Annotated in this window: 18 protein-coding genes and 1 riboswitch; of the genes, 15 read left to right on the forward strand and 3 right to left on the reverse strand. The window is 63.6% G+C overall.

Annotated features, from left to right (window positions below; genetic code table 11):
* The first annotated feature begins 2 nt into the window (after positions 1 to 2).
* From ACE3PR_RS14665 to ACE3PR_RS14730, 14 genes are all read left to right on the forward strand, one after another.
* Entirely contained in the window at positions 3 to 941 is a 939-nt protein-coding gene (locus ACE3PR_RS14665; RefSeq protein WP_374373310.1) for an ABC transporter permease, read from the forward strand.
* A complete protein-coding gene (locus tag ACE3PR_RS14670; RefSeq protein WP_374373313.1) occupies positions 938 to 1,888 on the forward strand; it encodes an ABC transporter permease in 951 nt (316 codons plus the stop codon). Before ACE3PR_RS14665 ends, ACE3PR_RS14670 begins: the two co-directional genes overlap by 4 nt.
* Positions 1,889 to 1,899: 11 nt before the next feature.
* Positions 1,900 to 2,817 (forward strand): SMP-30/gluconolactonase/LRE family protein, encoded by a 918-nt coding sequence (locus tag ACE3PR_RS14675; protein ID WP_374373315.1) that lies wholly within the window; start codon positions 1,900 to 1,902, stop codon positions 2,815 to 2,817.
* 13 nt (positions 2,818 to 2,830) lie between these two features.
* Complete coding sequence (locus ACE3PR_RS14680) at positions 2,831 to 4,027, forward strand: fumarylacetoacetate hydrolase family protein (protein WP_374373317.1); 1,197 nt, start codon at positions 2,831 to 2,833, stop codon at positions 4,025 to 4,027.
* Between the two features lie 16 nt (positions 4,028 to 4,043).
* Positions 4,044 to 4,778, forward strand: a complete 735-nt coding sequence (locus tag ACE3PR_RS14685) for an SDR family oxidoreductase (protein ID WP_374373319.1) — start codon at positions 4,044 to 4,046, stop codon at positions 4,776 to 4,778.
* Positions 4,779 to 4,806: 28 nt separating this feature from the next.
* Positions 4,807 to 5,703 (forward strand): NAD(P)-dependent oxidoreductase, encoded by an 897-nt coding sequence (locus ACE3PR_RS14690; protein ID WP_374373321.1) that lies wholly within the window; start codon positions 4,807 to 4,809, stop codon positions 5,701 to 5,703.
* Positions 5,704 to 5,872: 169 nt separating this feature from the next.
* On the forward strand, positions 5,873 to 6,757 hold the full coding sequence (locus ACE3PR_RS14695; RefSeq protein WP_374373323.1) for a ferritin-like domain-containing protein: 885 nt from the start codon (positions 5,873 to 5,875) through the stop codon (positions 6,755 to 6,757).
* A gap of 33 nt (positions 6,758 to 6,790) precedes the next feature.
* Positions 6,791 to 7,013: riboswitch (cobalamin riboswitch) on the forward strand.
* Positions 7,014 to 7,127: 114 nt separating this feature from the next.
* Entirely contained in the window at positions 7,128 to 7,799 is a 672-nt protein-coding gene (locus tag ACE3PR_RS14700; RefSeq protein ID WP_374373325.1) for an energy-coupling factor ABC transporter permease, read from the forward strand.
* The gene (locus ACE3PR_RS14705) at positions 7,799 to 8,077 is read left to right on the forward strand and encodes an energy-coupling factor ABC transporter substrate-binding protein (protein ID WP_374373327.1); all 279 of its coding nucleotides are present in this window, start codon (positions 7,799 to 7,801) and stop codon (positions 8,075 to 8,077) included. Before ACE3PR_RS14700 ends, ACE3PR_RS14705 begins: the two co-directional genes overlap by 1 nt.
* A 9-nt stretch (positions 8,078 to 8,086) precedes the next feature.
* Positions 8,087 to 8,848: a cobalt ECF transporter T component CbiQ gene (gene cbiQ, locus ACE3PR_RS14710; RefSeq protein ID WP_374373329.1), complete on the forward strand. Its 762-nt coding sequence runs from the start codon at positions 8,087 to 8,089 to the stop codon at positions 8,846 to 8,848.
* Positions 8,845 to 9,702 (forward strand): energy-coupling factor ABC transporter ATP-binding protein, encoded by an 858-nt coding sequence (locus ACE3PR_RS14715; protein WP_374373332.1) that lies wholly within the window; start codon positions 8,845 to 8,847, stop codon positions 9,700 to 9,702. The genes cbiQ and ACE3PR_RS14715 overlap by 4 nt, the downstream gene beginning before the upstream one ends.
* Before the next feature lie 189 nt (positions 9,703 to 9,891).
* Positions 9,892 to 11,856 carry a methyl-accepting chemotaxis protein gene (locus tag ACE3PR_RS14720; RefSeq protein ID WP_374373334.1) on the forward strand — a complete coding sequence of 655 codons (1,965 nt, stop codon included), beginning with the start codon at positions 9,892 to 9,894 and terminating at the stop codon, positions 11,854 to 11,856.
* A 125-nt stretch (positions 11,857 to 11,981) separates the two neighbouring features.
* Positions 11,982 to 12,857, forward strand: coding sequence for a phosphotransferase (locus ACE3PR_RS14725; protein WP_374373336.1), 876 nt, complete (start codon positions 11,982 to 11,984; stop codon positions 12,855 to 12,857).
* Positions 12,858 to 12,867: 10 nt separating this feature from the next.
* Positions 12,868 to 15,327 (forward strand): FAD-dependent oxidoreductase, encoded by a 2,460-nt coding sequence (locus tag ACE3PR_RS14730; protein WP_374373338.1) that lies wholly within the window; start codon positions 12,868 to 12,870, stop codon positions 15,325 to 15,327.
* Here the strand turns inward: ACE3PR_RS14730 and ACE3PR_RS14735 are convergent.
* On the reverse strand, positions 15,324 to 17,357 hold the full coding sequence (locus ACE3PR_RS14735; RefSeq protein ID WP_374373340.1) for a molybdopterin-dependent oxidoreductase: 2,034 nt from the start codon (positions 17,355 to 17,357) through the stop codon (positions 15,324 to 15,326). The two genes, ACE3PR_RS14730 and ACE3PR_RS14735, sit on opposite strands and share 4 nt — an antisense overlap.
* 128 nt (positions 17,358 to 17,485) lie before the next feature.
* Here ACE3PR_RS14735 and ACE3PR_RS14740 point away from each other — a divergent pair, with 128 nt between their 5' ends.
* Entirely contained in the window at positions 17,486 to 20,893 is a 3,408-nt protein-coding gene (locus tag ACE3PR_RS14740; RefSeq protein WP_374373343.1) for an acyl-[ACP]--phospholipid O-acyltransferase, read from the forward strand.
* On the opposite strand, the gene ACE3PR_RS14745 is transcribed toward ACE3PR_RS14740, so the two are convergent.
* Together ACE3PR_RS14745 and ACE3PR_RS14750 are read right to left on the reverse strand one after the other, a co-directional pair.
* Positions 20,867 to 21,922, reverse strand: coding sequence for an AbrB family transcriptional regulator (locus tag ACE3PR_RS14745; RefSeq protein ID WP_374373345.1), 1,056 nt, complete (start codon positions 21,920 to 21,922; stop codon positions 20,867 to 20,869). The genes ACE3PR_RS14740 and ACE3PR_RS14745 overlap by 27 nt on opposite strands.
* A 7-nt stretch (positions 21,923 to 21,929) precedes the next feature.
* A complete protein-coding gene (locus ACE3PR_RS14750; protein WP_374373348.1) occupies positions 21,930 to 23,894 on the reverse strand; it encodes an FAD-dependent oxidoreductase in 1,965 nt (654 codons plus the stop codon).
* Positions 23,895 to 24,063: the final 169 nt, after the last annotated feature.

The following is a 24,063-nucleotide window of genomic DNA, read 5'->3' on the forward strand; positions in this document are numbered from 1 at the left end:
GAATGCTGCAACGCTTCGTCAATCCGCGCCTCTTGCGCTCGGCTCTGCCGGCCTTGTCCCTGGCTGTTCTGCTCGTCGCCATCTTCTATACGCAGCCCCGGGCCATGAGCTATTTCGGGCTCAATCTGATGCTGCAATATGCCGTGCCGATCGCGTTGGCGACGCTCGCACAGATGTTCGTGATCACGGTCAACGATCTCGATCTCTCGATCGGGCCCTTCGTCGGATTGGTGGCGTCGATCGGAGCCACCTATCTTCATGACACGCCTGCTTTGGGGCTCTTGATGCTGGCCGGATGTGTGGCGCTCTATGCGGCGATGGGGGCGCTCATCCATCTGCGGAACCTGCCCTCGATCGTGGTGACGCTGGGCATGTCCTTCGTCTGGCTGGGGATCGCGGTGCTGGTTCTGCCGACGCCTGGCGGCAAGGCGCCGGAATATCTCAAGGCCCTGATGTCGATTCAGGTGCCGCTGGTGCCTTTCCCGATCGTCGCCGCAATCATTATCGCGCTCGTCGTGCATTTCGCCCTCATGCATTCTTCCTATGGCGTCATTTTGCGCGGGGCGGGTGGCAATCCCAAGGCGGTGGCGCGGGCCGGCTGGTCGTTGCTGCGCACCAAGATGATCATGTTCGGCCTTGCCGGCTTCTTCGGCGTGCTTTCCGGCCTGTCGCTCATTGGCCTCACCACTTCGGGCGATGCACATATCGCGGATCGCTATACGCTCTATTCGATTGCGGGGGCGATTTTGGGCGGGGCGGAATTCGTCGGCGGGCGGGTCTCGCCGGTGGGGGCGGTGCTGGGTGCCCTCACGCTGACCCTGGCCGGATCCTTCCTCATCTTCCTGCGCGTCTCGCCGGATTGGCAGATCGGCGCGCAGGGAGCGATCCTGATCCTGGTTCTTGCCCTGCGCGCCCTCATCAGCCGGGGAGAGGCGCGATGAACCTGCTGCGTCTCCTCGGCACCCGCGCCTGGATCTGGTCCTTCGTCGCGACCGCGTTGGTTTGGCTGGCGACGGTGATGTTCACCGGCGGTCTCGGCGGCGGGCAGATCCTGACGGCGGCCTTGTCCTTCGCGGTCTTCACGGTCATCGTCGGCACGGGTCAGATGTTCGTGATCACGACCGGTCCCGGCAATGTCGATCTGTCGATCCCGGCCACCATGGCCCTGTCGGGCGCCGTCACCACCAAGCTGATGGATACGCAGGACAGTCTCGTCGCGCTGGGCGTCGTCGTGGCGCTGGGCATCGGGGTGGCTGTGGGGCTGTGCAACTATCTGCTCATCCGCCTCCTGCGCATCCCGCCGATCATCGCCACCTTGTCGGCGAGCTTCCTGGTGCAATCGACCGCCATCGCCTATGGGCGTGGCCTCCGTATCAAGCCGCCGCCGGTCCTCGCCGATTTCACCACGGCGCAGGTGGCGGGCGTGCCCATCCTGGCCTTAGTCGGCTTGGTCTTTACCGCGATCATGGGGATCGTGCTGGCGCGGACGATGTACGGCCGCTCGGTGCTGGCCGTGGGGCAGAACATGCGCGCGGCCTGGCTGGCGGGGATCAATGTCGAGCGCACGCGGCTTATGACCTATGTCATGTCGGCGATGCTGGCGGGGCTTTCCGGCCTGCTGCTCTCAGGATTTTCTGGCGGCTCGTCGCTCAATATGGGCGAGGAATATCTGCTGGCCTCGATCGCGGTCGTGGTCATCGGCGGCACCTCAGTCGCCGGCGGCCGCGCCAATGTGCCGGGGATCTGGGGCGCCGCCCTGTTCCTGTATCTGCTGGTGACCATGCTCAACACCTTCGGCGCCAGCGCCGGGCTGCGTCTCATCCTGACCGGCCTCATCATCATCGGCGTCATTACCCTGGCGGGTGGTGGCGAGCAGCAAAAGCGGTAGGGGAGAGAGCCATGTCCATGGTCAGCGACGCCTATGAATATTACGATCAGCGCTTTCGTGCGCTCACGGTTCCGATTGCCAAGGTCGAGCGCCTCTATGACGGCTGCCGCTGGGCGGAAGGGCCGGTCTGGTTCGGCGACGGCAATTATCTGGTCTGGAGCGATGTCGCCGAGAACCGCATGCTACGTTGGGTGCCGGGCCTGGGTGTCGGCGTGTTCCGCGCCTATTCCAACAACTCGAATGGCAATACCCGCGACCGCCAGGGGCGGCTCGTCACCTGCGAGCATCTGACGCGCCGCGTCTCGCGCACCGAAGCCGACGGTAAAATCACGGTGGTCGCCGATCGCTATAACGGCAAGCGCCTCAACTCGCCCAACGACGTCGTGGTGAAATCCGATGGCAGCGTCTGGTTCACCGATCCTTCCTATGGAATCCTCAGCGATTATGAGGGCGAGCGGGCGGAATCTGAGCAGACCGGCTGCCACGTCTATCGCGTGGACGCGCAATCGGGCGCCGTCACCATCGCCATCGATGATTTCGTGAAGCCGAACGGTCTCGCTTTCTCGCCCGACGAAAAGATCCTCTACATCGCCGATTCCGGCCGCTCTCACGATGAGAAGGGACCGCACCATATCCGCGCCTTCGAGGTCGGCGAGGGCGGCAAGCTCGGCAAGGGGCGGGTCTTCGCCGAGATCGAGCATGGCGTGCCGGATGGCTTCCGTGTCGATACCCAGGGGAATGTCTGGACCTCGGCCCAGGACGGTGTCATCTGCTACAGTCCGGAAGGGGCCAAGCTCGGTCGCATCAAGCTGCCGGAGATGGTGAGCAACCTCACCTTCGGCGGCGAAAAGCGGAACCGCCTCTTCATCACCGCGACCTCGTCGCTTTATGCTGTTTATGTCAGCGCCAATGGCGCGCAACGACCGTGAGATGGGAAGTTCGATGAATATTGCCTTGAGAGCTGAAGCCGTTCTGCCTGATGACGGGATCGCCGGAACCCTGCTGGGCCGCGTCTGGGTGCCGGGCAAACCGGGTGGGCCATGTGTCGTCCTGGTGACGGATGCCGGGCTGAAAGATCTGACCGCGTCCTTCGCCACCATATCGGCCCTGCTGGCGAGCGATAACCCGGTGGCGGCAGCGCGCGCCGCGGCGGCGAAGGCGCCGGTGCTCGGCTCGCTCGATGATATTCTCGCGAACACGCCGCCCGATAGCCGCGACGAAACCAAGCCTTATCTGCTCTCGCCCATCGATCTGCAGGCGATCAAGGCCTGCGGCGTCACCTTCGCCGCCAGCATGCTGGAGCGCGTGATCGAGGAACGCGCCAAGGGCGATCCCAAGGCCGCCGACGGCATCCGTCAGGTGATCGCCACGGAAATCGGTGGCGATCTCCGGCGCATCAAGCCGGGCTCGCCGGAAGCCGAAAGGTTGAAGCAGGCCCTCATCGAGCGGGGCATGTGGTCGCAATATCTCGAAGTCGGCATCGGCCCCTATGCCGAGGTCTTCACAAAATCGCAGCCCATGTCCTCGGTCGGCACGGGGGCCGATATCGGCATCCACCATGAATCCGGCTGGAACAATCCGGAACCCGAGATCGTGCTGGCGATCAACCCCAAGGGCGAGATCGTCGGTGCCACTTTGGGCAATGACGTGAATTTGCGCGATTTCGAAGGTCGCTCGGCTTTGCTGCTGGGCCGCGCCAAGGACAACAATGCCTCGGCCGCTCTGGGGCCGTTCATTCGCCTCATCGACGAGACCTACAAGCTCGACGATCTGCGACAGGCGGAACTCAGCGTGAAGGTGGCGGGGCTCGATCAATTCGTGCTGGACGATCATTCCAACATGGCGCTGATCAGCCGCGATGTCACCGATTTGGCACGGCAGACGCTGAGCAAGAACCATCAATATCCCGATGGCCTGGTGCTCTATGTCGGCACCATGTTCGCGCCGATCAAGGATCGCGGCGCACCGGGCATGGGCTTTACCCACAAGATCGACGACATCGTCACCATCGCCACGCCGAAACTGGGGGCGCTGGTCAATCGGGTGCGCTATTGCCATGACGTGGCGCCCTGGACATTCGGAACCGGGGCCCTGATGCAGAACCTTGCGCAGCGCGGCTTGCTGGCATCCAAGAACTGAGACAATCGAGGACAAGATGACGAACAGACTGGCCGGCAAGACGGCATTGGTGACGGCGGCGGCGCAGGGGATCGGGCGCGCCAGCGCGTTGCGATTCGCGGCAGAGGGCGCCCGTGTCATCGCCACCGACATCAATATGGCGAAGATGGGCGATTTCCCGGCGGGCGTCACGACGCGGCGCCTCGACGTCATGGATGCCGAGGACATCAAGAAGGCGGCGGCCGAGATTGGTAAAATCGACGTGCTGCTGAACTGTGCCGGCGTGGTGCATGCCGGCACGATCCTGGAATGCAGCGAGGAGGATTTCGATTTCGCCGTGACGCTCAACATGCGCGGCGCCTATCGCATGATCAGGGCGTTCCTGCCGGCCATGGTGGCCAATGGCGGTGGCTCGATCATCAACATCGCCTCGGTTGCCTCGACGATCAAAGGTGTCCCGAACCGCTTCATCTACGGCACGACCAAGGCGGGCCTCATGGGGCTCACCAAGGCGGTGGCCGCAGATTTCGTCGGCCAGGGCATCCGTTGCAACGCCGTCTGTCCGGGGACCGTGCAGACGCCGTCGCTGGATGACCGCATCAATGCCAATCCGGATGCGCAAGCCGCGCGCAAGGCCTTCATCGCAAGGCAGCCGATGGGGCGCCTCGGCCGCCCGGAGGAAATCGCGGATATGTGTCTCTATCTCGCCTCGGATGAATCGGCTTTTGTCTCGGGCACGGAATTCGTCATCGATGGCGGCATGACGATCTGATCGGAACGGTATCAGTCAGGAGGATATTATGGCGGCAATCGAAAAAGTGGGCCTGATCGGCGTCGGCCTGATGGGGCACGGCATCGGCAAGAACATCCTCTTGAAAGGGTTCAAGCTGACGGTCCTTGCCAATCGCAACCGCAAGCCGGTCGACGACCTCATCGGCCGCGGGGCGACGGAAGCGAAAAGCCCGAAAGACTTGGCGGCCGCCGTCGATTTGGTCATCACCTGTGTCGGCAATTCGGCGCAGCTTGAGGACATCATGCGTCGTGCCGATGGCGTCCTTGCCGGCCTGAAGCCCGGCACGATCATCGCCGATTGCACGACGGCGCAGCCGCAATCGACCGAGGCGCTCGCCGCCGAGACGATGGCCAAGGGTGGGCATTTCGTCGACACGCCACTCACCCGCACGCCGAACGAGGCCGAGGCGGGCAAGCTCGGCGTCATGACCGGCGGCGATGCGGCGATCCTCACGCGCATCCGCCCGGTGATCGAGGCCTTTGCCGACACGATCGTCTATTGCGGCCCGGTGGGGGCCGCGCACAAGGTGAAGCTCATCAACAATCTGCTGGCATTGAGTGCCGCGGCGGTCACGGCGGAAGCCCTGGCGACGGCGCAGAAAGCGGGGGTCGATCTCAAAGCCCTGCGCGAGATCGTGACCGCGGGCGGGGCCAACAGCGTCATGTTCCAGCGCCTCTCCAGCTATTTCATCGATGGCGACAAGAGCCAGGCGCAATTCGCCATCACCAATGCGCAGAAAGACCTGCGCTATTACCTGCAATTGGTGGAAGGCCTGTCGCTGCCATCGCCGGCTGCCACCGGGGCGCACCAGCTTTATTGCCTGGCCAGTGGCATGGGCTATGGCGAGCGATACGTGCCGACCACGATCGACGCGCTGCTCTCGCTGGGAAAGAAACCTGTCTGAATCCTGACAAAATCGCGCCAGATTGTCGCAGTTAGGCAAATTTCCTGTCGTTTTATGAGGTTAGCGGCTTGCGAGCGTCGCTTCCTCATGCCATACACCCGCCCCGGACAGGCGCGCGGGGCGAGCGTGCCACGAATCAACACACTGAATCTCAGCGGAGTTGGTCAGCATGCTCGATATGGCGCAATACGATCCGACGCCCTATTACAACTGGACCTATCCGGACCGCGCGCCGCTCGTGCCGGGGTCGGCGGCGCATCGCGATGCCTTCTGCCGCCTGCTGACGGACACCTACAATCCCTATAAGCCGGCGGTCATTCCCTGGCCGAAACTTTCCGTCGAGGAACTGGCGCGGCTGGCGGCGCTGCCGTTCTGGGACACCGCCGTCGCCATCGAAGGGCGCGCCAGCCTGCGCATGCAATGGCAGGCGGACCGTCTCGCCGACAAGCAGATCGCGGAGGCGCTTTCCCTGAACGCCGCCGAGGAAAGGCGGCACAAGGAAGTGCTCCACAACATGCTGACCTTCTACCGGATCGAGCTGGGGCCAGAGCCGGTCTATCTGCCGCCCAAGGAACCGGAATTCGGCTTCCTGCGCACGGGGTTCGGCGAGTGCATCAATTCATTCTTCGCCTTCGGCCTTTTCGACATGGCGCGGTCTTCGGGCTTTTTCCCGCCGGCTCTGGTCGAGACCTTCGAGCCGGTCATCCAGGAAGAGGCGCGGCACATCATGTTCTTCGTGAACTATGTCGCCTATCGCCGGGCGCAGCTCGGCCTGCTGCCGCGTTTGTGGTTCGATCTCAAATGCCTGGTGGCGATCGCCGAGCAATTCGCCAACCGGATCGGCATGGCGGTCGAAACGAAACGCAAGCGCGGGAAGGTGAAGTCCAATTTCCTCACGGCCGGCGCCAATTCCGTCGCCAAGGGCTTTTCGAAGCGCAAATTCTTCGAGCTGTGCCTCGCTGAAAACGATCGCCGCATGGCGGGCTATGACCCGCGCCTGCTGCGGCCGATGATGATGCCGCGCCTCGTCGCGTTGATGCTGAAATTCGGCTGATAGCGCCGCCGCTTGTGCCGCCCGGGGCGATCTGCTAGACGATCCCTCGGTGGTTCCCCGACGGATGAAGTCCAGGGGATTAATAGGGAACACGGTGCGGACGACCCAGATAGGGGCCTATACCGTGGCTGCCCCCGCAACTGTAAGCGGCAAGGTTCCAGGCGCATTGCCACTGGCTTTCCAAGGAAAGCCGGGAAGGCCGTCCGGAACCGTCGAGCCGTGAGCCAGGAGACCTGCCACCGGCGTAGCGAAGCGGGAAGAATACGGGGAGTATCTTCACCGGATTGCGGAGATCGGCGGCTGTTGCCGGCGTCACCGCCATTCCCGTCAGCGCGTTTTTTGCAGCGTGTTCTCTCGGGGAGTGGATTTCATGCATATCATGGAAGGTTTCCTGCCGGTGCAGCACAGCATCGGTTGGGGTCTCGCCAGCGCGCCGTTCCTGGCGCATGGCGCTTATAAAATTCGGAAAATTCTGCGCGAACAACCGGAGGCGCGGCCGATCCTGGCGGTTTCCGGCGCCTATCTGTTCGTCCTGTCGGCACTGAAACTGCCCTCGGTCACGGGAAGCTGTTCGCATCCCACCGGCGCTGGTCTCGGCACGGTATTGTTCGGGCCGTCGGTGGTGGCCATTCTCAGCGCCATCGTGCTGCTGTTCCAATCCCTGCTGCTGGCCCATGGCGGGTTGACCACGCTGGGTGCCAACATCTTCTCGATGGGCATCGCCGGCCCCTGGATCGCTTATGCCGTCTTTAAGGGCGCCAAGGCGCTGGGGGCGGGCATCGGCGTGGGTGTCTTCCTGGCGGCTTTCGTTGCGGATCTCGGTACCTATGTGGTGACCTCGCTGCAGCTTGCCCTGGCCTTTCCGGATCCGGCCAGCGGCATGGCCGGGGCAGCCACCAAGTTTCTCGGCATCTTCGCCGTGACGCAGGTGCCGCTGGCCATCACGGAAGCGCTGCTCACCGTCGTCGTCGTCAATCTGCTGCTGCAGCGTGGTGTCAACAAGAACGCCAATCTCCAGAATCTCTCGCGGAGTGCCCTCTGATGACCAGGCAGAATCTCATCCTCATTGCGCTGGCGGTTGCGATCTCGATCCTGCCGCTGTTCATGTTCAGCGACGGCAGCGCCGAATTCGGCGGTGCCGACGGGCAGGCTGAAGGAATCATCCAGGAACTGCACCCGACTTACGAACCCTGGGCGGCGCCGCTCTGGGAACCGCCCTCGGCCGAGATCGAAAGTGCGCTGTTCGCCCTGCAGGCGGCGATCGGGGCCGGCATCCTGGGCTATGTTCTGGGCCGCCGCCACGGCCGCAAATCCGCCTGATCGCCGGAGGTGATCCGCACGATCGACATCGTGGCCCGCGGCAATCGCTGGTCGCGGCATCATCCGCTGGAAAAGATGGTGCTCTATCTCGGCGCTCTCATCCTGGTGATGGTGGCGCCAAGGGCGCATCTGCCGGTGGCGGCGGCTCTGGCCGCGACCATGGCTCTGGGGGCGACGTTGTTGCTGGCGCGGGTGAAGTGGCGCGTCTTCGCGGGGCTCATCGCAGTCCCGGCCGGTTTCCTGCTGACCAGCCTTGGCGCCATGGCTATATCGCTGGATTGGAGCGATGGCTGGCATCTCGGTCTGGCGCCCAATGCCTGGGAGACGATCTGGCCGCTCGCTCTGCGGGCTTTGGCGACGCTGACCTGTCTCATCGGCCTTGCCACGACGACCCCCGTCACCGATTTGCTGGCCTTTGCCGGGCGGATCGGGTTGCCGGCCTTTCTCTCTGATCTGGCGCTGATGATCTATCGGCAGATCTGGATCACCGCGGAGATCATGGAACGGAGCCTCGCGGCACAGCGCGCGCGTCTGGGCTTTGCCGGCTATCGCGGCACCTTGCGCTCGCTCGGCATTGCGGCGGCGACGCTGTTTCCGCGGCTGCTCGACCGGTCGCAGCGGATCGAACTGGGCCTGGCGGCGCGGAATTTCGACGGGCGCCTCGCCTTCCTGCGCGTGGGCGAAGCCCTGTCGGCGCGCCGGATGGCCGGTGTTGGCGGCGTTCTGGCGCTGCTGATGTTGCTGACTTTGGCGCTGCCGGTGACGTCATGATCCTCTCCTTTCACGAAGTCGGCTATCGCTATGCCGATGACGGGATTGCGCTGGACGGTATCTCGCTGTCTCTGGGTGCACGCCGCATCGCGCTGCTGGGCAGCAACGGTGCCGGCAAGACCACCATGCTGCTGCATCTCAACGGCAGCCTGCGGCCGAGCCGGGGCATGCTGCGTATCGACGATGCGCCCGCCGGCTATGACGCGGCGAGCCTGCGGGCTTGGCGGCAGCGCGTGGCCTTCGTGCTGCAGGATCCGGACGACCAGCTCTTCGCCGCGACGGTGGCCGAGGACGTTTCCTTCGGTCCGATGAATCTGCGTCTACCCCTGGCGGAGGTCGAGGCTCGGGTCACGGCGGCGCTGGCCGACATGGATATCGCCGATCTTGCCGAACGGGCCACCCATGCGCTGAGCTTCGGACAGAGGAAGCGGGTGGCGATCGCCGGGGCGCTGGCGATGCATCCTGAAATTCTGGTGCTCGACGAACCCACCGCCGGGCTGGATCCGCTGGCAACGCAGCATCTGCTCAATGCCTTGACCCGGTTGAGCGCGCGCGGGGTGCAGATCATCTTCTCCACCCATGATGCCGATCTTGCCTATGCCTTCGCCGATGACATCGTGCTGCTGCGTGCCGGACAGGTGGTGGCGCAGGGTCCCACGGAAACGATCGGGCAAGATCACGCTGCCTTTATCGCGGCCTTTCTGGAGCCGCCTTATCTGCCGCGCCTGATTGCCCAATTATCGGCCCTGCATCCCGAACTCGATGCGGCGCGCATCCGGTCGCGGGAAGATCTGCTGGTGGCCCTGGCGGAGATCGCATCGGCGGCGCCGCGCCGCCTGCATCAGCGAGTCTAGGAACGCGCGCTTATTCCGGCCGGCGGGATAGGCATTCATTGATGCCGCATTAACGGATACCGGAATTCGGACCCGATTGCGCTAACGAGAGCGTAATATTTTCGACAAATACTGAGGTATCGGCGTTTCCGCGCGCCCATCTCCCGGCGTGCGTTTTCTCGGCGCAACCTTTGGTGACGGAGGTACCGGATGTCCGGCCTGTTCAAGACGCTCAGGATTTCCTGGCAGATCCAGCTCGTAAGTTTGATGGCGTTCGTGGGCTTCGCCGCCATCCTGATCGTCTATCTGACGGTTGATGGCGCGCGCGGCCGCGAACAGGATCGCGCCAACAGGGCGACCGACATCTACGTGACGGCGCAGGCCCTGCGCTACGAATTCCTCAACGCCCGGCGGCGCGAGAAGGATTTCCTGCTGCGCCTCGATGAGAAATATGTGGCCGATCATGGCACCGTGATGACGGCCATCGGCGAGAATCTGGCGCGGCTCGAGGCAGCGGACCAGGGAGGTTCTTTCACATCCGACATCGAAGCAATCCGCGCGGGGATCGGCGAATATCAGAATGCCTTCGTGGCGCTGGCGGCGGATTGGAGCGAGATCGGCCTCACTGACGAGCTCGGCCTGCGCGGGAAATTGCGCAAATCGGTGCACGACGTCGAAGAGAAGCTGAAAGCCCTCGCCCTCGACAAGCTCACCATCACGATGCTGATGCTGCGCCGCGCGGAGAAGGATTTTCTGCTGCGCCTCGACCCCGCTTATGTCGAGCGTCATGCCAAGACAGCGGCTTCGTTCCAGGCGGATCTCACCGCGGCTGGTCTCATGCCCGCCGACCGCGATGCCATCGCGAAATTGATGGAAGGCTATGCCGTCGACTTCCTGCGTGTGGCCGAATTGCGTCTGAAACTGATCGGGGACGAAAAGCTGCTCTCGGAAGCCTTCGCCAAAGTTGATCCGATCGTCACCGCCATGATCGAGCGCATCGACGCGGATTTCAAGGCGGCCAACGCGGCCGCGGTGGAACTCGGCGCCGTGACGGAACGCTGGATCATGATCGCGATTGTGGTGACGGCGATCATCTCGGCTTTGGTCGCCTTCTATATCGGGGGGCGCATCTCGCGCCCGATCGGGGCCATGACCGGCGCGATGCATGCCTTGTCCGGCGGCAATCAGGAGACGGCCATTCCCGCCACCGATTACAGCAACGAGATCGGGCAGATGGCCAAAAGTGTCGAAGTGTTCAAGAACGCGATGCTGGAATCACAGCGCCTGGCGGCGGCGCAGGCGGCGGCGCAGCGCCAGCAGCTGGAACGGAGCGAGCGCATGCTGGCGCTCACACGAAGCTTCGACCAGGAGGTGGCGGCGGCGTTGGCCACCGTCAACGCGGCGGTCCTGGCGATGGAAACGACCGCGCACAAGATGGCGGAATCGGCGCAATCGGTCGCAAGCGGCGCGCAGGCCGTCTCCTCCGGCGCCATGGAGGCGTCGACCAATGTGCAGACGGTGGCGGCGGCGACCGAGGAACTCAACGCCTCGATCGGCGAGATCGGCAATCAAGTCACCATGTCGACCCGGGTGGCGGAGGAGGCGGTGGGCGAGGCCGAGCGCACCAGCCAGGTGGTGACCGGGCTCGCCAGTGCCGCCGACCGCATCGGTCAGGTGGTGACCCTGATCCAGGACATCGCCAACCAGACCAATCTCCTGGCCCTCAACGCCACCATCGAGGCGGCACGGGCGGGCGAGGCGGGGCGCGGCTTTGCCGTCGTCGCCTCGGAAGTGAAGAACCTCGCCCAGCAGACGGGCCGTGCCACCGAAGAGATCGGGCAGCAGATCGGCGATGTGCAAAGCTCGACCGGAACAGCGGTTACCGCCATCCAGCAAATCTCCAGCACGATCAAGCGCAGCCACGAAATCGCCGCAACCATCGCCGCGGCGGTCGAGGAGCAGAGCGCCGCCACCAAGGAGATCGCCCGCAATGTCGAGGAGGCGGCCAAGGGAACCGAGGAGGTGACCCAGAACATCTCGGTGGTCAGCGATGCCGCCCGGGCCAGCACGGAAGCCGCGACAACGGTGCGGGAATCGGCCGGCGAGCTTGCCCGTCAATCGGCTCAACTGGATCATCTGGTGAAGGGATTCCTGGACGGGGTGCGGGCGCTTTAAGCGCCCCACCGCCAATACAACATCAAATCAACATGAATTGTGCCTTGAATGTTGACTTTTGCCGCGTTTGATGGCGAATGGATGTCCGGAAGCGGATGCCATCAATGGGAGGCGGCGGCGGGTTCATGCGTGAGGCGATGGCGCGGGTGCGCAGCCTGACCTGCTGGTCAGGCCCGGTCGAACCCGAAATCATCAAAGGCGGCATCACCAACGCCAATTTCCGGGTGACGGATCGCGGCCGGCGCTATTTCGTGCGCATTGGCGACGATATCCCGGTCCATGGCGTGATGCGGTTCAATGAATTGGCGGCAAGCCGCGCCGCCGCCGATTGTGGATTGTCGCCCGCTGTGGTGCATGCGGAAGCGGGTGCTCTGGTCTTCGACTTCATCGAAGGCAAGACGCTGGCGGCGGAAGATGTGCGTGCGCCGGCCATGCTCGCGCGGATCCTGCCGCTCATCAAGCGCTGCCACCGCGAGATGCCGCTGCATGTAACCGGGCCGGCGCTCATCTTCTGGGTCTTCCATGTGCTGCGCGATTACGGCCATTCGCTGGAGGCCGGCAAGAGCCGGCATCTCGGTGCCCTGCCGCGTCTGCTCGGCATCGCCTCGGATCTGGAAAAGGCGGTTGGGCCGGTCGAGATCGTCTATGGCCATAACGATCTGCTGCCGACAAATTTCATCGATGACGGCCGGCGGCTCTGGCTGATCGATTGGGATTATGCGGGGTTCAATTCGCCGCTCTTCGATCTTGCCAATCTCTGTTCCAACAACGAGGTGGCAACGGCGGACGAGCGGCATCTGCTGGAAAGCTATTTCGAGGCGCCTGCTTCGGACGACTTGTTGCGGCGCTACCACGCCATGAAATGCGCCTCGCTCCTGCGCGAGACGATGTGGAGCATGATCTCGGAAATTCATTCCACCCTCGATTTCGACTATCAGGCCTATACCGCCGAGAATCTGGCGCGGTTCGAACGCGCGCTCGGCGATTTCAAAGCGATGTGAGGAGTAGCGTATGAGCACTTTGCCGGCTTCGGCCCGGGCAATCATCATCGGCGGCGGCATTATTGGCTGCTCGACCGCCTATCACCTGGCCAAGCTCGGCTGGAAGGATGTCGTCCTCCTCGAGCGGCACAAGCTCACTTCCGGCTCGACCTGGCATGCCGCCGGGCTGGTGGGGCAATTGCGCACCAGCGCCAATATCACGCAGCTCCTGAAATACTCGGTCGAGCTCTACAACAAGCTGGAAGCGGAAACCGGCCTGGCGACCGGCTGGAAGATGAATGGCGGATTGCGTCTCGCCTGCAACAACGCGCGCATGACCGAGATCAAGCGTCAGGCGACGACCGCGCATTCCTTCGGGCTGGAGATGCACCTTCTCACTCCCAAGGAAGCGCAGGATCTGTGGCCGATCATGGATATCGGCGATCTGGTGGGGGCTGCCTTCCTGCCGACCGACGGCCAGGCCAATCCGGCGGATATTGCGCAATCGCTGGCCAAGGGTGCCAGGCTGGCGGGTGTCAAGATCGTCGAGGAAACAGCGGTCACCGGGATCGAGGTGGTGAAGGGCAGGGCCATTGCCGTCATGACGGATAAGGGCCGCATCGCCGCCGATGTGATCGTCAATTGCGGCGGACAATGGGCGCGCGAGATCGGGGCGCTGGCCGGTGTCAACGTGCCGCTGCAATCGGTGCAGCATCAATACATCGTCACCGAAGCCATGGCCGGCGTGCCGAAGAATCTGCCCACTTTGCGCGATCCGGACCGGCTCATCTATTTCAAGGAAGAGGTGGGCGGTCTCGTCATGGGTGGCTACGAACACAACCCGGTTCCCTGGCTTCCGGGCAAGGATCGTTTTGCGCTGCCCGGCAATTTCGCCTTCCAGCTGCTTGAGAACGATTGGGATCATTTCGGGCAATTAATGGAGCAGGCCCTGGCCCGGGTGCCCGCTTTGGAGAATGCCGGCGTCAAGCAGATGATCAACGGTCCGGAAAGCTTCACGCCGGACGGCAATTTCATCCTGGGCGAGGCGCCGGAGGTGCGGAACTTCTTCGTCGGCGCCGGCTTCAATGCCTTTGGCATTGCATCAGGTGGCGGTGCCGGCAGGGCGCTGGCGGAATGGGTCGCGGGTGGCGAGCCGCCGATGGATCTGTGGCCGGTCGATATCCGTCGTTTCGGCAGCGTGCATCGCGACCGCAACTGGGTGCTGACGCGGACGCTGGAAGCCTATGCGCATCATTATTCGATGGCCTGGCCCCATGAGGAATTGGAGAGCGTGCGGCCCGTGCGCGTCTCGCCGCTTTACGCCAAGCTCAAGGAACAGGGCGCCGTCTTCGGCTGGAAGCTGGGCTGGGAACGGCCGAACTGGTTCGCCCCGAAAGGCGTCGAAGCTAAGGATATTTACTCGTACGAGCGCCAGAACTGGTTCGAGCATGTCGGCAACGAACACAAGGCCGCGCGCGAGCGCGTCGTGCTGATTGACCAGACCTCGTTTGCGAAATTCATGCTGGTCGGACGTGATGCCGAGGCGGCACTTTCCTGGATCGCCGCCAATGACGTCGCGAAAAAGCCGGGTGCGATCATCTATACCCAGATGCTGAACCAGCGCGGCGGCATAGAATGCGATCTTACCGTGACGCGGGTGGCGCAGGATGCCTATTACATCGTCACCGGCACCGGCTATGCGACCCATGATTTCCACTGGATCGCAGCGCATATTCCGGCGGATCTCGATGCGCGGCTGATCGATGTGACATCGTCCTATGGCGTTCTTTCGCTGATGGGACCGAAGGCCCGCGACGTGCTCTCCGCCGTCACCGATGCCGATGTCTCCAATGCGGCGTTCCCGTTCGGCACGGCGAGGGAGATCGCGATCGGCGGGGCGATGGTGCGGGCCCTGCGCGTCACCTATGTCGGCGAATTGGGCTGGGAACTCCACATCCCGGTCGAAGCGATGGTCACGGTCTATGACGCGCTCTGGGCCGCGGGGCAAAGCCACGGCATCGCCAATGCCGGCTATCGTGCCATCGAAAGCCTGCGTCTGGAAAAATTCTATCGCGCCTGGTCATCCGACATCACGCCGGATCATTCGCCGCTGGAAGCCGGGATGGGCTGGGCGGTGAAGCTGAAAAAGAACACGCCGTTCCTGGGCCGCGAGGCGCTGACGACGCTTGCACAGAAAAAGCTGCCGAAGCTCCTGGCCTGCTTCACGGTCGATGATCCCTCGATCGTGCTGCTGGGCCGCGAGACGATTTTCCGCAACGGCAAGCAATGCGGCTGGCTGGCCTCGGGTGGCTATGGCTATACGCTGGGCACCAATATCGGCATCGGCTATGTGCGCGATCCGCAGAACGGTGTCAGCGCCGAGGATGTGCTGTCGGGCTCTTACGAACTGGAAATCGCCTGCGAACGCTATCCGGCCAAGGTCAGCCTGCAGCCGCTCTATGACCCGAAGATGGAGCGGGTGAGGGGCTAAGCCAGCACCACTTCCACCTCGATCCCGTGCACGCTCGAACTCTCGGCCATGTCGGCCTTGGTGCCGGGGTTGAGGGCGTTGATGCTTTTGCCGCCGGGGAGGAGCTTGGGCCAGCGGCTTTTGGCGGCAAGCGCCACGCCGCGCGGGATTGTGTCGGCGATCTCGGCGATCATCTCGATGCTGTCGGTCGCATTCGAAACGCGGATTTGCGCGCCGTTCGCGATACCGCGCTGCATAGCGTCATCGGGGTGAAGGACAAGATGTTCCGGGCCCAGCTTCGCAGCGATCTTCGGATCGTTGTGATAGGAGCTGTTCATCAGCCATTTCGAAGCGGGGGACAAAAGCCGCAGAAGACCCTTGGCGGGATGCGCATCGACATTGGCGACCGGCACGCGCGGCAAGCCTGCTTCGATTGCGGCCTCGCTGGCGATCTCGATCTTGCCGGAGGGTGTCGGGAAAACGAGGTCCGGGAATTGTGTGACCGGCTTTGACCAGCGCGCGACCGTGCCGGATTCTTTCAAGGCCGCAAAACTCTCCTGACCCACCTGCCGCGCCAGATTGTCGAGGATGACGGCATCGTCTTCGAATAATTCCGGCGCGTTATACCCCATGGCGGCGGCGAGGCGGCGGAAGATCTCCTGATTGGGCAGGGCATCGCCCATCGGGTCCGTGGCTTGCGCCTGCGCCGAGATGGTGAGGTCGAAATAGGAAAGAACGAGATCGTCGAATTCCAGGAACGAGGCCGCCGGCAGGATGAAATCGGCGAGATCGACGGTGTCGGTCGGAAACAGGTCGATGGCGACATGGAAGAGGTCGTCGCTTTGCAGCGTTTTCTTGAGATCGGCCTGGCGCGGATTCGAGGCGGCGATGTTGATGTTCCAGGTAAAGAGTGCTTGCACGCGTTGGCGGTCGTTCAGCAGATCGACCAGGTCCATATGGCTCGCCACCTGGCGCTCGTTCTGCCGCAGATGCGGTGCCTCGAGATAGTCGCCGTCGATGCCGCGCCGGGCGCCGCCATTGAGGAAGAGGAGCCCGGCACCGGGTTTACCGAAATTCCCCGTCGCGGCGGGAAGGAGGCCGATGGCGCGGAAGATGTTGCCGCCCATGGGTTGACGCTGCAATCCCTGGCCGAGCCAGAGCAGAGCCGGTCCGCTGCCATAGAGGCGCGCGGCTGCGATGATGTCGGCTTCGGGGATGCCGGTCAGCGCCGCCGTGCGGGCCGGTGTCGCGGCGGCGGTGGTTTCGGCGATCTCGTCCCAGCCGATCACATGCGCGTCGATGAAATCCTGATCGATGAGATTGTCGCGCACCAGCACATGGAGCAGGCCGTAGGCCAAGGCGGCATCGCTGCCGGGGAAGGGCTGCAGATGGAGATCCGCCTGTATGGCAGTTTCATGACGGACCGGGTCGATCACGATCACCTTGGCCGGCGTTTCCTTCAGCCAGTATTTGTGCCGGTGCGGGGCGGAAGCTGAGGGGTTGGCACCCCAGACCAGGATGCAGGCGGCGTCTTTAGCCATGCGCGGGTCGAAACCGTCGCTGCCCGTGCCGATGAGATAGCCCAGTGCGGCATGCCCGGCCGCGTTGCAGATGCTGTCGGGATCGACTTCGCTGGCGCCCAGGCGGTGGAAGAATCGCTGCGGGAAACCGCCGGCGATGGCGGAGCAGGTGCCGGTATAATGGGTGTGCCAGATCGCTTCCGGGCCGCTTTCCGCCACGATCGCCTGGAGCTTTTCCGCGATGGCGGCAAGCGCAACTTCCCAGGTGACAGCCTCGTACTGCCCGCTGCCCTTGGGGCCGGTGCGGCGCAGCGGTTGGGTGAGGCGCGCCTTGGGATCGAGATAGGCGCCGTTATAGGCAATGGCGCATTTCCCGCACAAGGCACCGCGGCTTACCGCATGGTCGGGGTCGCCCAGAACCTTGATGCGGCCGTCCGGGGCCTTGGCGACGGCAATTCCGCAGGCGTCGTAACAATCGCGCGGGCAGGTGGTGCGGATGATCTGCTTGGCGGTCTGGCTGGCTGTCATCATGGGGTCACTCTAGCGATCCCGAGGATGATTGTGAACGGGTCTCGCGTTGCTCGGCTTGACTTGGCCGCGCTGGACCTTGATTTTGCCCCTTAGCGCCTTATCGAGGGGCAACTTGGGAAAGCACCAGCATGAACGACCGCTCCTACAGGCGATTGATCCTCGACCCCGGTTTCGGCTGGATGCTCGTCACCCAGTTCCTGGGGGCGCTCAACGACAATATCTATCGGTTCGTGGTCAGCTTCTTTGCGATCGCTCTGGCAGCGCAGCAGGAAGACGGTCTGGATGCCGCCACCTATCTGTCGGCGATCGCGGCGATGTTCGTTCTGCCCTATCTGCTCTTTTCCGGCTATGCGGGGCAATTGGCGGACCGCTATCCGAAACGCTCGGTGCTGATCGTCACCAAGAGTCTCGAGATATTGGCGATGGGGCTGGGCTTCGTTGCCTTCGTCCTCGGCAATCTCAATTTGATGATGGCGGTCATGTTCCTCATGGCCCTGCAATCGACCTTCTTCAGTCCGGCGAAATATGCCTGCCTGCCAGAATTGCTGCCGGATCACGATCTCTCGCGCGGCAATGCGCTGATCGAGATGAGCACGTTCCTGGCCATTATCCTGGGCACCTGGGCCGGCGGGCAGCTCTTTGAATCCATGGGTAACCAGCCGGTGATGCTCGGTGCCATCGTGCTCGCCATCGCGGTTATCGGCACGCTGGCCAGTTTCGGCATCGGCCGGACGCCGCATCCGGTGGTGAAGGCGCCTTTCCAACTCAATCCGCTGGCCGGTATCGACAAAGGCATGGCCGAACTCTTCGGCAACCGGCGACTCTTCCTGACGGTTCTCGGCATTTCCTGGTTCTGGTTCCTGGGCGCCTTGCTGCAGATTTCGATCCCGCTCTACGGCACGCAGGTTCTGGGCCTCGGCGAAGGGGCCACGGGCACATTGTGGGCGGCGGTCGCCATCGGTATCGGCATCGGCAGCATGGCGGCGGGGCGCCTCTCCGGCCACAAGGTCGAGCTCGGCCTGGTGCCGATCGGCTCGGTCGGCATGGGTCTCTGCGCCATGTTCCTGGTGACGGCGGATACCACCGGCGGCGCCATCTTCTGTTTCGGGCTGCTTGGTTTCTTCGGCGGGTTCTTCGTGGTGCCGTTGAACGCGATGCTGCAGCAGAAATCGGAGGCCGGATCGCGCGGCCGCATCATCGCCGCCAACAACGTGCTCAATTTCATCGCCATTTTGCTGGCGGCGGTGGCGAATTACGTGTTCGGCAGCGTGCTCGCTTTCCGGCCCGACGAGGTGATCTTCGCCGGCGGCATCCTCAGTTTCCTGGTGACGGGCTATATCTTCTTCCTGCTGCCGGATTTCTTCCTGCGCTTCGTGCTGTGGTCGCTCACGCATTCGATCTATCGCATCCGCATCGTCGGTGCCGAGAATGTGCCGTTGAATGGTCCGGCGCTGCTGGTCTGCAATCACCTTTCCTTCGTCGACGGGTTGCTGGTGGGTGCCTGCGTGCAGCGCTTCGTGCGCTTCATGGTCTATGCGCCGTTCTTCCAGATCCCGGGCCTCGGTGGATTCCTCAAAAGAATGCATGCGATCCCGACCGGCGGCGGCAAGGTGGCCGAGCCGATCCGCCGCGCTCGTGCGGAACTCGCAGGCGGCCACGTGGTCTGCATCTTCGCGGAAGGCGCGATCACGCGGACCGGCAACATGCTGCCCTTCAAGCGCGGTTTCGAGCGGATCAGCGATGGCATCGAGGCGCCGGTGATTCCGGTCCATCTCGACCAGGTCTGGGGCTCGATCTTCAGCTTCAAGGACGGCAAGTTCTTCTGGAAATGGCCCAGCCGCTTTTTCTATCCCGTGACGATCACCTTCGGGAAACCGTTGCCGTCAGACACCAAGGCCTTTGTCGTGCGCCAGAAGCTCCTGGAAATGAGCGGCGATTCGTTTCGCCACCGGCGCAAGGAAGACGATCTGGTCGCGATCCGCTTCATCAAGACGGCGAAGGCCAATTGGTTCCGTTTCGCGCTCGCCGATTCCCTCGGTCGGGAAATGACTTTCGGCGAGACACTGACAGGGGCGCGAATCCTCAGCGACTGGTTCAAGCGCGAACGGCCAGGTGAGCAGATGGTGGGTGTGCTGCTGCCGGGATCGGTGGGAGCGGCGCTGGTCAATATGGGGCTGATGCTGGCCGGCAAAGTGCCGGTCAATCTCAACTTCACCATCGGGGCGGAGGCGATGGAATCCGCCATCCGTCAATGTGGCATCAAGACCATCGTGACCGCGAAGCCGTTCCTCGCCAAGGCGAAGCTCGAAGAGCGGCCGGGCATGATCTATGCCGAGGATCTGCTGGGCGGGATCGGCAAGGCGACGCGTCTTCTCATGTATGTGAAGACCTTGCTGACGCCGACCGGCATGCTGACATTGCTCGCCGGGCCGCGCGGGCAGAAGATCGACGATCTTTGCACGGTGATGTTCAGTTCAGGCTCAACCGGCGAACCCAAGGGCGTTATGCTCTCGCAGCATAATGTCGTCTCGAATCTGGAGGCTCTGGCCCAAATTCTCTGGGCACAGAAGAGCGACCGCATCATCGGCGTGCTGCCGTTCTTCCACTCTTTCGGCTTCACGGGAACCTTGTGTCTGCCGCTGGTGGTGGGGCTGGGGGCCGTCTATCACCCCAATCCGCTGGACGGAAAGACGATCGGCGGGCTGGTGAAGAAGTACCGGGCGACGATCATGATTTCGACGCCGACCTTCTGCCAGGCCTATTACCGCATCTGCCCGGCGGAGGATTTTGCGAGCCTCCGTTATGTCGTGGTGGGGGCCGAGAAGCTGCGGCCGGATTTCGCCGCCCAGTTCAAGGAGAAATACGGTCTCGATATGCTGGAAGGCTATGGCACCACCGAGATGGGGCCGGTCGTGGCGGTCAATGTCCCTAACTACGGCAACGGGATCGACCGGCAGGTGGGCCACAAGCCCGGCACGGTCGGACATCCCATTCCCGGTGTCGCAGCGCGCATCGTCGACCCGGACAGCTATGAGGAACGGGCGCCGGGCGAGGAGGGATTGCTGCTGCTCAAGAGCCCTGCCCGTATGCTGGGCTATCTCAACAATCCGGAAAAGACCGCCGATGTCCTGCGCGATGGCTGGTATGTGACGGGGGACATCGCCGTGCTCGACGACGATGGCTTCATCCGCATCACCGACCGCCTGTCGCGCTTCTCCAAGATCGGCGGCGAGATGGTGCCGCATCTCAAGGTCGAGGAGGCGCTGCTGCGCATTCCCGGCATCAGCGGTGCCAATGTCACCAGCATCCCCGACGCCGCCAAGGGCGAACGCCTGGTCGGCTTCTACGTGGCCGAGGAACCGCTGGAGCCGGCACTGGTCTGGCGGCAGCTCAATGAGAGCGAGATGCCGAAGATCTGGATCCCGAAGGCGGCGGATCTTTATCGCATCGAGGAATTGCCGGTGCTGGGGACGGGCAAGACCGATCTCAAACGCCTGAAGGCGATGGCCCTAACTGCCGCGTCGGCCGCCCAATAGGCGGAAGACCAGCGGGGCCGCCACGATGATCATGAAGATGCGCACGACATGGTGGCTGGAGACGTAGGCGGAATCGATGCCGAGGGCCAAGGCTATGAGGCTCATCTCGGCAAGGCCGCCTGGTGCGAAGGCGAGCATGGTGGAGGCGAAGGGCAGGCCGGCGCTCCAGGCAACCGCATAGCCGAAGGCGCCTGCCAGGAGCAGCAAAAGGGCGGTGGCCCCGATTGCCAGCAGGATGCCGCGCAGAACCAGGCCGAAGGCCAGCCCGGTGAAGCGCGCGCCGATCATCGAGCCGATCACGATCTGGGCGAGCGTCACCAATTCCTGTGGCGGCTTCGAGGCGGTGATGCCGGCAAGATGCAAGCCGGCGCTGAGGATCATCGGCCCGACCAGCGCATGGGCGGGGAGGCGGATGAGCCGGGCGCCGAGATAGCCGGCAATTCCGGCAAGCGCCAGCCAGAAGATGTCGATCAGTTCCAGCGGGGCCTGGCTGGCCAGCGGATTGGCGCTGGGCGGGGCATAGCCGCCGAACCAGCGATAGCCGAAAGAGAGCACGAAGACCGCGACCAGGATGCGCGCGCCATGGGCCAGCGAGATGCGCGCCTCGTCGCCGCCGAAGGCGGAACCCGCCAGGATCATTTCGGAGAGGCCGCCGGGTGCCGCCGCGAAATACGCGGTAACCGGGTCATACTTGGCGACGCGCAAATAGTACCAGCGTACCGCCCAGGTCGCGACCACGACATAAAGGCCGAGCCAGAGAAAGCTGATCATCCAGTTCTGAAGGTGACCCAGGATTGCCGGCGAGAACTGGCTGCCCAGCATGATGCCGAGTACCGAGACAAAGATCATGCGCACGCGCGGCATGAGCGAGATGCGCACACCCGAGACGGCGGCCACGGTGGTGAAGGCCATGGCGCCCAGCATCCAGGGCAGCGGCATGTGGAGGAGATAAAAGGTGAAGCCGCCGATAGCACCCAGAACGAGGCCAAGAATATGGGCGCGTGTGGGTGGCGTGAACGCAAACGGCATCAGGCTGTCAAATCTCCGCGGTCACCTTGAGGCCTTCGAGGACGGCTTCCTCGGCGGTTCGAGGGGTCAGGCAATCGCCGATGACATACACGTCACCCTGCCAACCGGCAAGCTCGTCCTCCAGCCCGGCCACGCGCGTGTGGCCGAGGGAGGCCACCAGCGTGTCCACGCCTTCGAAGATGATCGGCTCGCCCGAGGTCGCGTGCTGGAAATAGACCGTGTCGCCGTCGATGCCGTAAAGACGGGCATAGGGCACAACCTCGACATTGAGCTTGTGAAGCTCGCCCACCCAATGATCGCGGACATATTGGTGGATACGCTGGCCGGCCATGTAGCCGTCGACGCAGAGTCGCACATGGCATCCGGCGCGAGCCAGCTTCTCGGCCAAGCCCAGGCCGATCCAGTCACAGCGCCAATCAGCGATCACCACCGAGCGGCCGATATTGGCCTCGTCGCGAATAGCGGCCCAGGCGCTCACCACATGGGCGCCCTCGACGCCTTCGATCCCGGCCTCGAGGGCCGAGCGGGGCCGGGCACCGGTGGCGATGATGACGGCATCGGGCTTCTCCGCCTCGACGAGCGCGCGCGTGACCGGCGTGCGGGTCCTGACCTCGACGCCGGCCAGTTCGACTTCGCGAGCGAGATTGGTGACAATGCCGCCGAATTCCCCGCGGCTGGGCAGCAATTGCGCGATCAGGGCCTGGCCGCCGAGGCGTTCGCTGGCCTCGCACAGAATGACCTGATGGCCGCGTTCGCCGGCAACCGCCGCCGCCTTCATCCCGGCCGGGCCGCCGCCGGCGATGAGGATCTTCTTCTTGCGGGCGAGTGGCTGGCGGGTGCCGTAAGTGAGCTCGCGGCCCGTCTCGGGATGCTGGATGCAGGAGATGGGATAGCCCATATGGAAATGGCCGATACAGGCCTGGTTGCAGGCGATGCAGGCGCGGATGTCCTCGAGCTTGCCGGCCTCCGCCTTCTTCGGCATGTCCGGATCGCAGATCATGGCGCGGGTCATGCCGATCATGTCGGCGGCACCGCTTGCCAGGATCTTCTCGGCATCCTGCGGCTGGTTGATGCGGCCGGCGACGAAGACCGCGGCCTTCACCTTGTTTTTCACCGCCGCGGCGAAGGGTGCCACATAGCCATTGGCAATGGCCATGGGCGGCGCGATATGCACAGCGCCACCAAAGCTCGCCGAGGTGCCGGCAATGACGTTGAAGAAATCGATGTCGCCGTCGAGCGCCGCGATGGCGGCGAGGCTCTCGCTCTCCTGCAGGCCTTCCGCATCCTTCTCGTCACCGCTGATGCGGATGCCGACCACCATCTCGTCGCCGACACGGTCGCGGATCGCCTGTGCGACCTCGCGCAGGAAGCGGAGGCGGTTCTCGAACGAGCCGCCATATTCGTCCTCGCGCCTATTCACGCGCTCGTTGAGGAATTGCGCCGGCAGATAGCCGTGGCTCGCCACGATCTCGACGCCGTCGAGACCGCCTTTCTTGAGGCGCAAGGCGGCTTCGGCATAGCCATCGATGATCTCGTGGATCATCGTCTTCGACATCGGCTTCGGCATCACATGGAAACGTTCATTGGGGATTGCCGAGGGGGCATAGGCGACCGGCGCGGTGCCGTCCTGGCTTTCCATGATCTCGCGGCCGGGATGGAAGAGCTGGCCGAAGATCCTGGTGCCATAGGGCTTGCAGGCCGCGACCACCTCGCGATAACCCGGAATGCAATCGTCGGTCGTCGCCATGATGAGATGCGACGTGTAGCGCGCGGTCTCGTGAACGCCCGCCACCTGCATGACGATGAGCCCGGCACCACCCGCAGCGCGCGCCTCGTGATAGGCGGCGAGGCGCTTGTTGGGCGTGCCGTCGGTCGGCATGGTGGTGTCATGACCGGTCGAGAAGATGCGGTTCTTGATGCGGCAGCCGCGGATCTCGAGGGGCTGGAAGAGATGCGGCAGGGCGGTGGTCATGATGTCTGGCTCGCGGGCTGGGACGGTGTTGGCTGGGCCGCCAAGCTAGCGCGACGGCCACTCTCTTAGAAGCGCCAAGTTGGGTGTTTTGTTGAGGGATTACGACATCCCCGATCTTCCTCTGTCATCCCCGCGAAGGCGGGGATCCACGAGTTTCGTGCGAACACCA

The sequence above is a fragment of the Dongia sp. genome (genome assembly GCF_041909655.1).
Lineage (GTDB): Bacteria > Pseudomonadota > Alphaproteobacteria > Dongiales > Dongiaceae > Dongia.

Bases quoted from the DNA above. Each gene is read 5' to 3' on its own strand.
- ACE3PR_RS14665 (WP_374373310.1), top strand. From the start codon at position 3: ATGCTGCAACGCTTCGTCAATCCGCGCCTCTTGCGCTCGGCTCTGCCG.
- ACE3PR_RS14735 (WP_374373340.1), bottom strand. From the start codon at position 17,357: ATGATGACAGCCAGCCAGACCGCCAAGCAGATCATCCGCACCACCTGC.
- ACE3PR_RS14670 (WP_374373313.1), top strand. From the start codon at position 938: ATGAACCTGCTGCGTCTCCTCGGCACCCGCGCCTGGATCTGGTCCTTC.
- ACE3PR_RS14750 (WP_374373348.1), bottom strand. From the start codon at position 23,894: ATGACCACCGCCCTGCCGCATCTCTTCCAGCCCCTCGAGATCCGCGGC.
- ACE3PR_RS14685 (WP_374373319.1), top strand. From the start codon at position 4,044: ATGACGAACAGACTGGCCGGCAAGACGGCATTGGTGACGGCGGCGGCG.
- ACE3PR_RS14745 (WP_374373345.1), bottom strand. From the start codon at position 21,922: ATGCCGTTTGCGTTCACGCCACCCACACGCGCCCATATTCTTGGCCTC.
- ACE3PR_RS14730 (WP_374373338.1), top strand. From the start codon at position 12,868: ATGAGCACTTTGCCGGCTTCGGCCCGGGCAATCATCATCGGCGGCGGC.
- ACE3PR_RS14725 (WP_374373336.1), top strand. From the start codon at position 11,982: ATGCGTGAGGCGATGGCGCGGGTGCGCAGCCTGACCTGCTGGTCAGGC.
- ACE3PR_RS14700 (WP_374373325.1), top strand. From the start codon at position 7,128: ATGCATATCATGGAAGGTTTCCTGCCGGTGCAGCACAGCATCGGTTGG.
- ACE3PR_RS14740 (WP_374373343.1), top strand. From the start codon at position 17,486: ATGAACGACCGCTCCTACAGGCGATTGATCCTCGACCCCGGTTTCGGC.
- ACE3PR_RS14715 (WP_374373332.1), top strand. From the start codon at position 8,845: ATGATCCTCTCCTTTCACGAAGTCGGCTATCGCTATGCCGATGACGGG.
- ACE3PR_RS14705 (WP_374373327.1), top strand. From the start codon at position 7,799: ATGACCAGGCAGAATCTCATCCTCATTGCGCTGGCGGTTGCGATCTCG.
- ACE3PR_RS14680 (WP_374373317.1), top strand. From the start codon at position 2,831: ATGAATATTGCCTTGAGAGCTGAAGCCGTTCTGCCTGATGACGGGATC.
- ACE3PR_RS14690 (WP_374373321.1), top strand. From the start codon at position 4,807: ATGGCGGCAATCGAAAAAGTGGGCCTGATCGGCGTCGGCCTGATGGGG.
- ACE3PR_RS14720 (WP_374373334.1), top strand. From the start codon at position 9,892: ATGTCCGGCCTGTTCAAGACGCTCAGGATTTCCTGGCAGATCCAGCTC.
- ACE3PR_RS14675 (WP_374373315.1), top strand. From the start codon at position 1,900: ATGTCCATGGTCAGCGACGCCTATGAATATTACGATCAGCGCTTTCGT.
- ACE3PR_RS14695 (WP_374373323.1), top strand. From the start codon at position 5,873: ATGCTCGATATGGCGCAATACGATCCGACGCCCTATTACAACTGGACC.